Source organism: Streptomyces viridochromogenes DSM 40736, from assembly GCF_000158955.1.
Classification (GTDB): domain Bacteria; phylum Actinomycetota; class Actinomycetes; order Streptomycetales; family Streptomycetaceae; genus Streptomyces; species Streptomyces venetus.
This window is the reverse complement of the sequence record NZ_GG657757.1, coordinates 2,186,217-2,200,521: the sequence shown is the minus strand read 5'-3', so window position 1 is coordinate 2,200,521 and position 14,305 is coordinate 2,186,217. Positions and strand designations below refer to the sequence as shown.

Here is a 14,305-nt window from a genome sequence, read left to right as displayed (position 1 = left end):
CACCTCCCCCCGGAGATGCTCCAGGCCCTGCTGAAGTCCTTCGCCGCCACCGTCGGCACACCGCCGGAGATCACCGGCACGGTAGGGGAGATCACCGGCCGCCCGGCACGCCCCTTCGCGGTCTGGGCCGAGGACCACGCGGACGACTTCAAGGGCTGACGGGCCGCCCCGGGCGGTTCCGACCGGTTTTCACCGCACGGAAGTACCTCCTCCCGCATCCGGTCGTTGGGCTATTCGGGCGCACCGCCCCGCGTCCCGGAGGACACACAGCCCATGAGCACGCCGCCCCTCTCCTCAGGCCCCGAAGGCCCGCACGCCCTGAGGCCGTTGCTGGACACCGTGCTCGACGCCCTGGAAACAGGCGCCCGGGCGCGCGGCGGCCCACTACCGGCGGGCGGGCCGGACGCGGTCGCCGCACGGATGCGGGAGGCGGTGGGGGGAGGTCCTGCCCTGCCAGGGCGACCCGCACGCCCTGCGCACCCTGGTCCACGCGGTCACCGAGGGCGCAGCCGACCCGGCCCACCCCCTGTGCACCGCCCACCTCCACTGCCCACCCCTGGCCCTCGCCACCGCCGCCGACCTCGCGGCCTCCGCCCTGAACCCCTCCCTGGACTCCTGGGACCAGGGGCCGGGGGCATCGGAACTGGAGGCCCTGGTGACAGCGGCACTGGCGAGCGAGATCTACGGAGCCGGAAAGCCCGACGGGCGGGGCAACCCCCCACCCCCACCGAGAGCGCCACACGGCTGACGAGCCCTGCACAGGTGGCACGCGGACGGGCGCCGACGAACCCGGCCGGACCGACGCGCCCCCCAGGGCCGGTGACCCCCCAACGGCCCGCGAGCTTGGCCCGGCCGGCGCGGGGGCGGGTGTGGGGGAGTGCGGTGGGACCGGCGTGCCGCCTAGGGTCGGTGAGCCCCGAACGGCCCGCGAGCTTGGCTCGGTCGGCGCGGGGGCGGGTGTGGGGGAGTCCAGCGGGACCGGGGCGCCCGCCAGGGCCGGTGAGCCCCGAACGGCCCGCGAGCTTGGCCCGGCCGGCGCGGGGCTGGGTGCCGGGGAGTGCGGCGGGTCAGGAGCGCGCCCCAGGGCTCAGGAGTCCCGCGGAGCCCGCGAGCTTGGCCCGGCCGGCGCGGGGGCGGGTGTGGGGGAGCCCAGCGGGACCGGGGCGCCCCCTAGGGTCGGTGAGCCCCGAACGGCCCGCGAGCTTGGCCCGGCCGGCGCGGGGGCGGGTGTGGGGGAGTGCGGCGGGTCAGGAGCCCTCCCCAGCGCTCGCGAGTTCCCCGGAGCCGGCGAGCTTCGTCCGGCCGGCGCGTGGATGGACGCCAGGGAGTCCGGCGGAACCGGCGCGCCCCGGAGGGCCGCGGCGTCGCGCCCGCCCGAGCCCCCCGGCTCCCTCATCACCACCGGCGGCACCGAGTCCAACCAACTCGCCCTGCTCCTCGCCCGGGAGGCGTGCGGCGGGTCCGTGCGGCTGGTGTGCGGGGCGAACGCCCATCACTCCCTGGCCCGGGCCGCCTGGCTGCTCGGGCTGCCCGAACCCGTCCGCGTGCCCACCCCGGCCGGGACCCTCGACCCCGGCGCGCTGGACGAGGCCCTCACCCGCCTGCCCGGCCCGCTGCTCGTCGCCGCCACCGCCGGCACCACCGACGCCGGGCTCATCGACCCGCTGCCCGAGATCGCCGCCCGCTGCGCCGCCCACGGCGCCCGGCTGCACATCGACGCCGCCTACGGCGGAGGCCTCCTGTTCAGCGACCGGCACCGCGCCGCGCTCACCGGGCTCGACGCCGCCGACACCGTCACCCTCGACCTGCACAAACTCGGCTGGCAGCCGGTCGCCGCCGGCCTCCTCGCCGTCAAGGACCCCCGCGACCTCACCGCCCTCGGACAACGCGCCGACTACCTCAACGCCGACGACGACACCGACGCCGGCCTGCCCGACCTGCTCGGCCGGTCCCTGCGCACCACCCGCCGCCCCGACGTCCTCAAGCTCGCCGTCACCCTCAAGACCCTCGGCCGCACCGGCCTCGGCACGCTCGTCGACCAAGTCTGCGCGACAGCCCGCGAGTTCGCCGCCCTCGTCGACCGCCACCCCGGATTCGACCTCTACGCCCGCCCGGTCATCAGCACGGTCCTGTTCCGGCCCACCGGCGCCACCGACGACACCGTGGCCGCCGTACGCCGCGCGCTCCTCACCGACGGCCGCGCCGTCCTCGGCCGGGCCCGCCCCGACGCCCGGCTCTGGCTCAAGGCCACCCTCCTCAACCCCGCCACCGGGCCCGACGACCTGACCGCGCTGCTGCACCTCGTGACAGCGCGGCACGCGACACTCGTGGAAGGACACACCCCCCGATGAACCCCGTGCCGAGCCACCGGCCGAACGGCGAGCCGAACCCCGCCCCGGCAACCCCGCCCCAGCACCCGCACCGCGACCCCGACGCCCCCCGCGACCTCGTCGGCATCGGCATCGGCCCGTTCAACCTCTCCCTCGCCGCCCTCGCCCAGCCCCTCGGCGACCTCGACACCGTCTTCTACGACCAGCGCCCCGCCTTCGGCTGGCACTCCGGCCTGCTCATCGAAGGCTCCACCATCCAGGTCCCGTACCTCGCCGACCTGGTGACCCTCGCCGACCCCACCAGCCCCTGGAGCTTCCTCAACTACCTCAGGTCCCGCGAGCGGCTCTTCCCCTTCTACGTCGCCGAGCGCTTCCACATCCAGCGCGCCGAGTACGACGCCTACTGCCGCTGGGTCTGCGACAACCTCCCGGGACTCCACTTCGGCCACCAGGTCGACGCCGTCCGCTGGAACCCCGAACGCGACGTCTTCGAGGTCGACTTCACCCAGCTCGACAGCGACGGAGAAGCAGAGGCCCTCGGGCGCACGTACACGCGCAACGTCGTCCTCGGCATCGGCACCGAACCCTACGTCCCGGACCCCCTCACCCCCCTCGTACAGGCCCCCGGCGTACCCGTCCTGCACGCCGCCGACTACCTCGACCACCGGGCCGCCCTCCTCGCCGCCGGGCACGTCACCATCGTCGGCATCGGACAGTCCGGCGCCGAGATCTTCCTCGACCTGCTGCGCAACCGGCCCGCAGGACACGAGCAACTCCACTGGCTGGGCCGCACGGAGGCCTTCGCGCCCATGGAGTACTCCAAGCTCGGCCTGGAACACTTCACACCCGACCACACCCGCTACTTCCACGCCCTGCCCGAGCCCACCCGCGACCGCCTGGTCGCCGGCCAGTGGCAGCTGCACAAGGGCATCGACACCGCCACCGTCGCCGCCATCCACGACGAGCTCTACCGCCGCACCCTGCACGGCGGCTGGCCGGACGTCGTCCTCACCCCCGGCGTCCACGTCCGCACGGCGGGCCGCGTCGCGACGACCAAGGTGGAACTGCACCTGGAACACGGCCCGCAGGACAGCCGCTCCAGCCTCACCACCGACGCCGTCGTCCTCGCCACCGGCTACCGCGAGCGCCCCCTCGGCCGCGTCCTCGCCGGCCTCGACCCCTACCTGCGCCGCGACAGCCGCGAACGCCCCCGAGTCGACGAGGACCACCGACTCGTCCTGGACCCCTCCGTCACCGGCACCGCCTACGTCCAGAACGCCGAGACCCACACCCACGGCGTCGGCGCCCCGGACCTCGGCCTCGCCGCCTGGCGCAGCGCGATCATCCTCAACTCCCTCACCGGCAGGGAGGCGTACGCGCTGCCGCGCCGAACCGCCTTCACCACCTTCGGCCTGACCCAGCCACGTCAGGTCCCGCCGCCCCGAGAGGCACCGGCGCTGACCCCGCTGGTCGACCGAAGGTGACGAGACCCCCGAGAGACTCCGGAAGAGGCTCTAGAAGACGGGCGTGCCGTTCCGCGTGAGCTTCCAGTCCACCGCCGCGAACTCGGCCGGATCGATCGACCCCTTCGCCTTCACCCAGGCGATCATGGTGTTGCGGATCTCGTCCGAGTTCGACCACAGCAACGGGGCGGCGGCGACATGCGGGAAGTTCCCGCCGCCGTTGGCCCGGTAGTTGTTCACGGCGAACACGAACTTCGCGTCGTCCGCCAGCGGCTCGCCCCCGAACCGCACGTTCGTCACCCGCGAACCGGCCGGCTTCGCGATGTCGACCTCGTACGAAAGGCCGCTCACCACGTCGTAGTTGTAGTCCGGCGTACCGTTCGCATTCGTCAGCTTCGCCGGATCCACCTCCGTGCCCGGCGCCGTCTGCACGAAGTAGTTCGCCGAGAACTCCAGGTACGCCTTCATCTGCGCACCCGTCATCAGCCGCGCCTCCAGCGTGTTCTCGAAAACGTACAGACCCGCCACGTCCCGGATCGTCACCTCGCCCGCCGGGATCCGCGCGGACCGCGAGAAACACGCCGCCTGCGACAGCACCGGCAGCGCGGCATGCTCCGTGCCCGCCAGCGCCTGCTTCACCGTGTCCGCCTGGATGTGGTTGATCAGGTCGATGATCGGCACGTCCTTGTACGGCGCCTCGGCCGACGTCATCTCCGCCGCGTTGGTGCCGATGACCTGGTTGACGTACGCCACGACCTTCTCGTGCTCGTCGAAGAGCAGCTTCGTGATCGTCGGGTCCTCCTCCACCGTGTTGGAGTTCAGGACCTTCGCGCCCACGTTCTCGACCTTCCAGCAGCCCTTCGCCCACACCAACTCGAAGTCGAACAGCGTCAGCCGCTGCCCCCACTTCAGCGGCTCCGACAGCACGACCCGCTTGCCCGTCTTCTTGTTCGTGACGAAGTACTCGGGGATCTCCGTGTGCGCGTGCCCGACCAGGATCGCGTCGATCCCCGGCACCTGCTCGGCCACCAACCCGGCCGCGTTCTCGATGTACGGCAGCTGGTCACCGTAGGACGACGTCCCCGACGAACCGCTGTGCGCCGACACGATGACGACGTCCGCGCCCATCGACCGCAGCTTCGGCACCCACTTCGCCGCCTGCTCCTCCAGACCCGGGAACGTCATCTTCCCCTGCACGTTGGCCTTGTCCCAGATCGCGATCCCCGGGTTGGTCAGCCCCAGCACCGCCACCCTCACATCCCGCCCGAACGGCGTGCGCAGCCGGTGCATGCTGTACGGCGCGAACGCCGGCCGCAGCGTCTTCGCGTCCAGCGCGTTCGCGCCCAGCAGCGGGAAACGACACTGCTGCTCGAACTTCCGCAGCACCGGAATGCCGTAGTTGAACTCGTGGTTGCCGAGCGCCGCCGCGTCGTAGTCCATGGCGTTCATCGCCTGCGCCATCGGATGCACCGGGCCGCCCTTGGCCGTGATCGGGTCGACCTTGGCGTAGTAGTACGACAGCTGAGTGCCCTGGATGGTGTCGCCCGCGTCGATCAGCAGCGTGTTGCGGCGGCCCTTCTCCGCACGGATCCGGTTCACGAGCGTGGACACCTTCGCGAGGCCCACGTCGTTGTGGTCCTTGTCGTCGAACTCCTTGTCCGTGAAGTAGTCCCAGTTGAAGACGTTGCCGTGCAGGTCCGTCGTCCCCATCACGGTGAACGCGTACCGCTTCGCAGGCCGCCCGCCCCGCGCCTCGACCGCCTGCGCACCCGGCGCCCCGACCGCACCGGCCAGCGCCACCCCCGCCCCGGTCACGGCGGACTTCCCCAGGAACTTCCGGCGGTTCAACGGCATGTCTGGCTCTCCTCGCGGAATCTGTGAACGACGCGCGTAGATAACGCGCGTAGATTCTGACCCGATCAAGACGGGCAGCAACAGCCCCGCCAAGGTTGCGATTAGATGACTCGGGATCGTCGGCCCAGGCCTGCGACCGGCCAACACATGACAGAGTGGGGCGTATGAGCGCCCCCACCGGAGATGCCACCCCGCCCGCCGTTCCCTACGGCACACCCGACGCCCCGCGCATCGCCGTACGCGGCGAGGCCCGCCTCGAAGTCGACCCCGAGATCGCCCGCATCGGCATCACCGTCGCCGCCCGCGGCCGCGACCGGCGCTCCGCCCTCGACGACCTCACCCGCCGCAACGCCGGCGTCCTCGACCTCGTCAAGTCCTACGGCGACGCCGTCGAACGCCTGGAGACCGGCGCCTTCTCCATCACCCCCGAACTCGTCAAGCACGGCCGCGGCGAACGCGTACGCACCTACCACGGCAGCGTCCACGTCACCGCCGAACTCACCGACTTCACCACCCTCGGCGAACTCACCACCCGCCTCGCCGACCTGGAACTCACCCGCGTGGACGGCCCCTGGTGGGCCCTGCGCCCCGACTCACCGGCCCACCGCGAAGCCCGCAAGAAGGCCGTCGGGGAAGCCGTCCAGCGGGCCCGCGAGTACGCCGAGGCACTCGGCACCTCCCTCGCCGCCCTCGTCGAACTCGCCGACATCGGCGCCGAGAACGGCCCGCCGGCCTACCCCCAGGCCCCCGGCCGCGCACGCTCCATGGCCTACGGCTCAGCCGCCCCCGACGCCGCGGCGGCCCCCCTCGACCTCGAACCCCAACGCCAGCGGGTCCACGCCCAGATCAACGCCCGCTTCACGATGGTGCCGCCGCGGCTGTAAGCACCCTGGCGTAATTCCCGAAAACGCGACCGAATTTCCCCGGGTGCTCATCAGAGCACCCGACCGCACAATTCAACACTTGTCCATAACGCTTCATGCAAAGTCCGGCGAGTAGTCACTCGCGACCAATTCTCTACCGGCCGGTAACTCTTAGGCTCAGCCCATGCGCCGAGCAAAAATCGTCTGCACACTGGGGCCAGCCACCGACTCGTACGACCAGATCAAAGGCCTGGTCGACGCCGGAATGGACGTAGCCCGCTTCAACCTCAGCCACGGCTCTCACGCCGAACACGAGGAGCGATACCGCCGGGTACGAAAGGCAGCCGACGAAACCGGCCGCAGCGTCGGCGTCCTCGCCGACCTTCAAGGCCCGAAAATCCGGCTCGGCCGCTTCACCGAAGGCCCCGTACTCCTTGAACGCGGCGACACCTTCACCATCACCGTCGAAGAAGGCGCCGAAGGCGACCGCGACAGCTGCGGCACCACCTACGCCGGCCTCGCCGCCGACGTCACCACCGGCGAACGCATCCTCGTCGACGACGGCAAGGTCTGCCTGGAGGTCACCGAGGTCGACGGCCCCCGCGTCCACACCACCGTCGTCGAAGGCGGCGTCATCTCCGACCACAAGGGACTCAACCTCCCCGGCGTCGCCGTCTCCGTCCCCGCCCTCTCCAAGAAAGACGAGGACGACCTCCGCTGGGCCCTGCGCACCGGCTTCGACGTCATCGCCCTCTCCTTCGTCCGCACCGGCCGCGACATCCAGGACGTCCACCGCATCATGGACGAGGAAGGCCGCCGCCTCCCCGTCATCGCCAAAGTCGAGAAACCACAGGCCGTCGAGAACATCGACGACATCGTCGCCGCCTTCGACGGCATCATGGTGGCCCGCGGCGACCTCGGCGTCGAAATGCCCCTCGAACACGTCCCGATCGTCCAGAAGCGCGCCATCAAACTGGCCAAACGCAACGCCAAGCCGGTCATCGTCGCCACCCAGATGCTCGACTCGATGATCGACAACTCCCGCCCGACCCGCGCCGAGGCCTCCGACGTCGCCAACGCCGTCATCGACGGCACCGACGCGGTGATGCTCTCCGGCGAGACGAGCGTCGGCAAACACGCCATCGAGACGGTCCGCACGATGGCGCGCATCGTCGAAGCAGCCGAGGAAGACATCCTCGCCAAGGGACTGCCACCCCTGACGGAACGCAACAAGCCCCGCACCCAGGGCGGCGCCGTGGCCCGAGCGGCCGCCGAAATGGGCGACTTCCTGGGCGCCCGCTTCCTGGTCGCCTTCACCCAGTCGGGCGACACCGCCCGCCGCCTCTCCCGCTACCGCTCCCCGATCCCCCTCCTCGCCTTCACCCCTGACCAGGCCACCCGCTCCCAACTCAGTCTGACGTGGGGTGTGGAGACGTTCCTCGGCCCGTGCGTGGACTCCACGGACGCGATGGTCGACCAGGTCGACGAACTCCTCCTCCGCTCGGGCCGCTGCCGACAGGGCGACACGGTCGTCATCACGGCGGGTTCCCCGCCCGGTGTCTCCGGCTCGACGAACATGGTCCGCGTCCACCACATCGGCGAGGACGACACCCCGGCGTAACCCGTCAGTACTTGGGACCGACGTGGGCGTCCATGAGGGCTACGGAGGCTTTGCGGGCGACGGAGATGTTGTACGGGTTGCCGTGGCGAGTGCAGTGCGTCCACTCGACGCCGAGCTTGTCCAGAGTGTCGGTGTAGAGCCGCCGGATGTCCTCGGAGACGTTGGTGAAGAAGTACCGGGGATACTCGTAGCGCTTCCGCTCGCCGGCGACCAGGCGGGTCGTCCAGTTGGTGATCCGACAGCCGTCCGAGTGAATGAGCCCCCGGACGAATTCCCAGGGGTGGGCATCGACGATGACCTGCTGCCAGGGTTCGAGGGCGATACGCCGTTCGTGTTTCTTGCCGGGTCCGTGCTGCGGGAAGAGGTGCGGCCAGTGCCTGCTGTAGCTGACCACCGAGACGTATCCCTGCGCCTGCGTGCGAGAGGCGCACCCGGTCGGGTTGATGGTGCGCATGGCGATCTCGCAGGCTTCGATCAGACCGGGCCACGAGTTTGCGCACGCGATTCTCAGGTAATAGCCGGTGCCGCGAGGGTGCCCGCTGATGCAGCCATCGCCGAGATAGAGGCCCAGTAGGTAGGCGTACGCGCACTCGTCGGCCGGCGGTCCGGTCTCTGGAGGTGCCATGCGTGGCCGAGGCTCGATGCGGACCTGCCAGGAGCGGATCGCGGCCCGCGAGATGCCGGTCTCACGGCTCACCGCATTCAGGCTGCGGCCCTGGGCCACCAGTGCGAGCGCTCGCTTGCGCGTGCTGAGGTCGTACATGGGGGCCACTGTGGAGCTGTGATCACGTCGACACGCAGCAAAAAGTGGATGTTCACGAGAACGTGGACATCCACTTGCGGATGGTGACCTTGGAAAGGAAGGAAAAGTGCCCCGGGTCGGACTCGAACCGACACTGTATGGGTTTTGAATCCATTGCCTGCTGCCAATTGGGCTACCGGGGCCCAGTGAATCGAAGGTTTACCTCCACCCACTGCCTGACCACCATACCGCAGCTAGGTACGCTCTTGGGAGCAGTACCGGCCTGCCCCTACCAAGGAGCCCACGTGAGTGCCCCCGAGTCGCCCCAGCCTGTTGACGTGCCTGAAGAGGACAAGTCGCACGTGCCTCCGATGACGACGCGGGTCGTCATCGCCGAGGACGAGGCCCTGATCCGGCTCGATCTCAAAGAGATGCTGGAGGAGGAGGGGTACACCGTCGTCGGTGAGGCCGGGGACGGGGAGCAGGCGGTCGAGCTGGCTCGTGAGCACCGGCCCGACCTGGTGATCCTCGATGTGAAGATGCCGAAGCTGGACGGCATCTCCGCCGCCGAGAAGATCGCCGAGGAGAGCATCGCGCCGGTGCTGATGCTGACCGCTTTCTCGCAGCGTGACCTGGTGGAGCGGGCCCGGGACGCCGGCGCCATGGCCTACCTGGTGAAGCCGTTCAGCAAGACCGATGTCGTGCCGGCGATTGAGATGGCCGTCTCGCGCTTCACTGAGCTGAAGGAGCTGGAGAAGGAGGTCGCGGACCTCACGCTCCGGCTGGAGACGCGGAAGCTGGTGGACCGGGCCAAGTCCGTCCTGCAGACCGAGTACGGGCTGTCCGAGCCGGCCGCGTTCCGGTGGATCCAGAAGACCTCGATGGACCGGCGGATGTCGATGCAGCAGGTCGCGGAGGCCGTCATCCAGGATGCCGAGGAGAAGAAGGCCGGCAAGGGCTGATCAGCGCGTACGCACAGGCGAGGCCCGCCCCCTGCGGGGGGCGGGCCTCGTCGTGTGTCCGGGTGCGGGTGTCAGTCCTCGCCGAGGTAGGCCTTGCGGACGGACTCGTCGTGCAGCAGGTCCTGCCCGGTTCCGGAGAGGACGATGTTGCCGACCTCCATGACGTGGCCCTGGTCGGCGAGGGAGAGCGCTGCCTGGGCGTTCTGTTCGACGAGCAGGATGGTGGTGCCCTGGGACTTGAGCTCCGCGATGGTCGCCATGATCTTCTGCATCATGATCGGGGAGAGCCCCATGGAGGGCTCGTCGAGCATGAGGAGCTTGGGCTGGGACATCAGGGCGCGGCCCATGGCGAGCATCTGCTGTTCGCCGCCGGAGAGGGTTCCGGCGGCCTGCTTGCGGCGTTCGCCCAGGATGGGGAAGAGGTCGTAGGCGCGCTGGATGTCCTTCTCGATGCCTTCTTTGTCCTTGCGGAGGAACGCTCCGAGCTGGAGGTTCTCCGCGATGGTGAGGCGGGGGAAGATGTGCCGGCCTTCGGGGGAGTGGGCGAGGCCGAGGGCGACGATCTTGTGGGCGGGGACTCCGCTCAGGGGCTTGCCGTCGAAGGAGATCTTCCCGGAGGTGGGCTTGAGGAGGCCCGACAGTGTGCGCAGGGTCGTCGTCTTGCCGGCGCCGTTGGTGCCGATGAGGGTGACGACCTGGCCGGCTTCGACGCTGAAGGAGATGCCTTTGACGGCTTCGATCTTGCCGTAGGAGACCCGGAGGTCTTCGACCTCGAGCAGTGCGGTCACTTGGCCTCTCCCTTGGTGCTGCTGGTGGTGCTGGGCGCTTCGGCGGCTGCTTCGGCGGCCTCGACCTCGGCGGCTTCGGCTTCGCCGGGGTCGCCTTCGAAGGGTTCGCCGAGGTAGGCGGCGATGACGCGTTCGTCGGCCTGGACGACCTCGGAGGTGCCTTCGACGAGCTTCTCGCCTTGGACCAGGACGGCGACCCGGTCGCTGAGGTTGAAGACGAAGCGCATGTCGTGCTCGATGAGGAGGACGGCGATGCCCTTGTCGCGGATGGCGAAGACGAGTTCTTCGGTGGCTCGCGTCTCCTGGGGGTTCATGCCGGCCGTGGGCTCGTCGAGCAGCAGGAGGCCGGGTTCGCTGGCCAGGGCCCGGGCGATCTCCAGCTTGCGCTGTTCGCCGTAGGGGAGGTTGCGGGCGAGGTGGTCGCGCTTGGGGGCGAGGCCGATGAACTCGAGGAGTTCCATGGCGCGTTCTTCGCTGGCGCGTTCGGCTTTCTTGAAGCCGGGGCCGCGCAGGAGGGCGGACCAGAGGCCTTCCTTGGTGCGGGTGTGGCGGCCGACGAGGACGTTCTCCAGGACCGTCATGTTGGAGAACAGCCGGATGTTCTGGAAGGTGCGGGCGATGCCGGCCTGGGTGACCAGGTGGGGCTTGGGCGGGAGGACCGTGCCCTTGTAGGAGACGGTGCCCTCGGTGGGGACGTACAGGCCGGTCAGGCAGTTGAAGAAGGTGGTCTTGCCGGCGCCGTTGGGGCCGATGAGGCCGACGATCTCGCCGGCGTTGACCGTGAAGTCGACGGAGCGTACGGCGGTGAGGCCGCCGAAGCGCATCGTGACGTCGCGGGCTTCGAGTACAGGTGTCGTCATGGTGGTTACGCCCCCGCCTTGGTGACGGCCGGTTCGTCGGTCAGCGTGGTCTGTTTGGGTACGTCGAGTTGGCCGGTCTCGTGGAATTCGAGCTGGCGCCGGCGGTTGGCGATGATGCCTTCGGGGCGGAAGCGCATGAGGAGGATGAGCGCGATGCCGAAGGCGAGGAGGGACTTGTCCTGGAGGAAGACGAGTTTCTCGGGGAGCAGGTAGAGGAGTGCCGCGCCGAGGAGCGGGCCCGCGACCGTGCCCATGCCGCCGAGGACGACCGCGGCCAGGAGGAACGCGGAGTTGGGCGGGGTGGAGCCGGCGAACTGGTACGGCGTGGGGACCACGCTGTAGGTGACGTGGGCGCTGACGGTGCCGGCGAGGCCGGCGAGTGCGGCACCCAGGGCGAAGGCGATGAGCTTGACGCGGAAGCCGTTGATGCCCATGGCGGTGGCGGCGGTCTCGTCCTCGCGGATGGCGATCCAGGAGCGGCCGATGCGGGAGTCGGAGGCACGTGTGTAGACCAGGACCACGATGGCCATGATCAGCACCATCAGCAGGTAGTAGTTGGCGAACCGGCCGAGGGTGAATCCGCCGATGTCGTGGGCCTGGCCGAAGTTGAATCCGAAGAGGTTCAGGTCGGGGATGGAGGGGATGCCGTTGGGGCCGTTGGTGACGTCGGGTCCGGAGTCGCCGTCCATGTTGTTGACCGCGATGCGGAAGATCTCTCCGAAGCCGAGGGTGACGATGGCGAGGTAGTCGCCGCGCAGGCGCAGGGTCGGGGCGCCGATGAGGACGCCGAAGACCAGGGAGGCGGCGGCGCCGGCGAGGGCGGAGGCCCAGAAGGGCAGGTGGACGCCGGAGATGGTGGAGAACTCGGAGCCGGAGACCAGGGCGGCGGTGTAGGCGCCGACGCCGAGGAAGGCGACGTAGCCGAGGTCGAGGAGTCCGGCGAGGCCGACGACGATGTTGAGGCCGAGGGCGACGGTCCCGAAGATCAGGATGTTGACGCCGATGTTGGCGTAGTGGTCGTCGGTCTGGGTGAAGGGGAAGGCGATGGCCGCGGCGAAGCCCATGGCGAGGGTGAAGCTGCGGTTGGCCGCGAGCAGTTGGGAGAACCGGTCGAGGAGGCCGGCGGTGTGCAGGGCCCACATGGCGAAGACGACGACGAAGAGGTAGCCGACGAAGAGTTCGCCGTATTCGGTGTCGATGCCGTAGGTGAAGACGCCGAGGCCGACGATGGTGACGGCGGTGATGACGGCCCGCTGGACCCAGGGTGCGGTGGCCGGGGCGGCGGGGATGCGGTCGGGCTTGGCGACGTAGGCCTTGAGGGCTGCCTTGGTGCCGTCGGTGCCGGTCTTCTCCTGGGGGAGGGCGAAGGCGCCGATGACGGGCAGGAGGGAGGCGATGGCCGCGATCCAGCCGCCGGGTTCGAGGTTGACGACGCCGCCGAGCTCGATGCTGATGGCGATGACGGTGAACCAGGTGACGGCGAATCCGCCGAGCGCGTTGAGGACGAGCGGCGCGTTGTTGCGGGCGGGCAGCAGCCAGCCGAGGCCGCGGACGCCGTATCCGGCGAGGGTGAACAGGGTGGTGAGGACGCCGGCGGTGAAGGTCAGCCACTGGAGGCCGCCGGGGTAGCCGTTGATGGTGAGGTCGCCGGGGAACTCGGCGGTCCAGGTCCAGGCGAGGAACGCGGAGGCGGCGGTGGCGATGCCGCCGGCGAGCAGCAGGGCGCGGGCGGCCGCCGCGGGCAGTCCGATGAGGCCGCGCGGTGCGGGCGGGGTGGGGGCGGCGTCCGGTGCGGGGGTCTTGGTCGTCTCGGTCATGTGATCACGCCCTGTCCGCGACGCGCTCGCCGAGCAGGCCCTGTGGCCGGAACAGCAGCACGAGGATGAGGAGGCAGAAGGCCCAGACGTTCGCCCAGCTCTGGCCGCCGAGCTGGTTCATGCCGGGGATCTCGTCGATGTAGGCGGAGGCGAGGGTTTCGGCGATGCCGAGGACGACGCCGCCGAGCATGGCGCCGTAGATGTTGCCGATGCCGCCGAGGACGGCCGCGGTGAAGGCCTTCAGGCCCATGAGGAAGCCCATGCGGTAGTCGACGTTGCCGTACTTGAGTCCGTAGGCGACGGCGGCGACGGCGGCGAAGAAGCCGCCGATGGCGAAGGCGATGACGATGATGCGGTTGGTGTCGATGCCCATCAGCTGCGCGGTGTCGGGGTCCTGCGCGGTGGCCTGCATGGCGCGGCCGGTGCGGCTGCGGCGCACGAAGATCGCGAGGGCGGCCATGCAGACGACGGCGGCGAGGATGAGGAAGATGTCGGCGTCCTTGATGGTGATGGAGCCGATGTCGTGGGTGGCGTCGAGCCCGGGGAAGGCGCGGGCGCGGTCGGCGCCGGGGTAGAAGTTGCGGACGACTTCCTGGAGGGCCAGGGAGAGGCCGATGGCGGTGATGAGCGGTGCCAGGCGTGGTGCTCCGCGCAGGGGGCGGTAGGCGAACCGTTCCGCTCCGACGGCGATGAGGATCGCCACGAGGGCGCCGCCGATGAGCATCAGGGGTACGGCGATGGCCATCGAGGTGCCGTCGGGCAGGATGTAGAAGTAGACCGTGAGGGCGCCGAAGGCCCCGGTCATGAAGATCTCGCCGTGCGCGAAGTTGATGAGCTGGACGATGCCGTACACCATCGTGTAGCCGATGGCGATCAGCCCGTACATCGAGCCGAGAAGCAGCCCGTTGGCCAGCTGCTGCGGCAGGGTGTTCACCGCATGGCCTCCATGTCGCTGGTTGGTCGTGTGCACTGGATGCGTGCGTGGTCGCGTGCTGTGTGGGGGTG

Annotated in this window: 11 protein-coding genes, 1 tRNA gene and 1 pseudogene; 6 read left to right on the top strand and 7 right to left on the bottom strand. The window is 70.0% G+C overall.

Features of this window, described 5'->3' with window-relative positions; genetic code table 11:
- Nucleotides 1-273: 273 nt before the first annotated feature.
- From SSQG_RS42545 to SSQG_RS09645, 3 genes and pseudogenes are all read left to right on the top strand, one after another.
- Nucleotides 274-703, top strand: a pseudogene (locus SSQG_RS42545) (aspartate aminotransferase family protein); the annotation flags it as partial.
- A gap of 166 nt (nt 704-869) precedes the next feature.
- Nucleotides 870-2,351, top strand: coding sequence for a pyridoxal phosphate-dependent decarboxylase family protein (locus SSQG_RS40595; protein ID WP_003989551.1), 1,482 nt, complete (start codon nt 870-872; stop codon nt 2,349-2,351).
- A complete protein-coding gene (locus SSQG_RS09645) occupies nt 2,348-3,814 on the top strand; it encodes a lysine N(6)-hydroxylase/L-ornithine N(5)-oxygenase family protein (protein ID WP_003989550.1) in 1,467 nt (488 codons plus the stop codon). Before SSQG_RS40595 ends, SSQG_RS09645 begins: the two co-directional genes overlap by 4 nt.
- 30 nt (nt 3,815-3,844) lie before the next feature.
- Here SSQG_RS09645 and SSQG_RS09640 read toward each other — a convergent pair whose 3' ends face one another.
- Nucleotides 3,845-5,647, bottom strand: coding sequence for a bifunctional metallophosphatase/5'-nucleotidase (locus tag SSQG_RS09640; protein WP_003989549.1), 1,803 nt, complete (start codon nt 5,645-5,647; stop codon nt 3,845-3,847).
- 164 nt (nt 5,648-5,811) lie between these two features.
- Between SSQG_RS09640 and SSQG_RS09635 the strand changes: the two genes are divergently transcribed.
- Together SSQG_RS09635 and pyk are read left to right on the top strand one after the other, a co-directional pair.
- Nucleotides 5,812-6,531, top strand: a complete 720-nt coding sequence (locus tag SSQG_RS09635; protein WP_003989548.1) for an SIMPL domain-containing protein — start codon at nt 5,812-5,814, stop codon at nt 6,529-6,531.
- Nucleotides 6,532-6,694: 163 nt separating this feature from the next.
- Complete coding sequence (gene pyk / locus SSQG_RS09630) at nt 6,695-8,131, top strand: pyruvate kinase (protein WP_003989547.1); 1,437 nt, start codon at nt 6,695-6,697, stop codon at nt 8,129-8,131.
- Between the two features lie 4 nt (nt 8,132-8,135).
- On the opposite strand, the gene SSQG_RS09625 is transcribed toward pyk, so the two are convergent.
- Nucleotides 8,136-8,894, bottom strand: a complete 759-nt coding sequence (locus SSQG_RS09625) for a helix-turn-helix domain-containing protein (protein ID WP_039932242.1) — start codon at nt 8,892-8,894, stop codon at nt 8,136-8,138.
- Between the two features lie 107 nt (nt 8,895-9,001).
- Nucleotides 9,002-9,076, bottom strand: a tRNA-Leu gene (locus SSQG_RS09620).
- A gap of 102 nt (nt 9,077-9,178) precedes the next feature.
- Between SSQG_RS09620 and SSQG_RS09615 the strand changes: the two genes are divergently transcribed.
- Nucleotides 9,179-9,835: an ANTAR domain-containing response regulator gene (locus SSQG_RS09615; RefSeq protein WP_003989545.1), complete on the top strand. Its 657-nt coding sequence runs from the start codon at nt 9,179-9,181 to the stop codon at nt 9,833-9,835.
- Between the two features lie 71 nt (nt 9,836-9,906).
- Here the strand turns inward: SSQG_RS09615 and SSQG_RS09610 are convergent, their stop codons facing one another.
- From SSQG_RS09610 to SSQG_RS09595, 4 genes are read right to left on the bottom strand one after another with little or no spacing between them, the layout of a single operon-like run.
- Nucleotides 9,907-10,623 (bottom strand): ABC transporter ATP-binding protein, encoded by a 717-nt coding sequence (locus tag SSQG_RS09610; protein WP_003989544.1) that lies wholly within the window; start codon nt 10,621-10,623, stop codon nt 9,907-9,909.
- Nucleotides 10,620-11,483: an ABC transporter ATP-binding protein gene (locus SSQG_RS09605; RefSeq protein WP_003989543.1), complete on the bottom strand. Its 864-nt coding sequence runs from the start codon at nt 11,481-11,483 to the stop codon at nt 10,620-10,622. The genes SSQG_RS09610 and SSQG_RS09605 overlap by 4 nt, the downstream gene beginning before the upstream one ends.
- Before the next feature lie 5 nt (nt 11,484-11,488).
- Complete coding sequence (locus SSQG_RS09600; RefSeq protein WP_003989542.1) at nt 11,489-13,300, bottom strand: branched-chain amino acid ABC transporter permease; 1,812 nt, start codon at nt 13,298-13,300, stop codon at nt 11,489-11,491.
- A gap of 4 nt (nt 13,301-13,304) precedes the next feature.
- A complete protein-coding gene (locus SSQG_RS09595; protein ID WP_003989541.1) occupies nt 13,305-14,234 on the bottom strand; it encodes a branched-chain amino acid ABC transporter permease in 930 nt (309 codons plus the stop codon).
- Nucleotides 14,235-14,305: the final 71 nt, after the last annotated feature.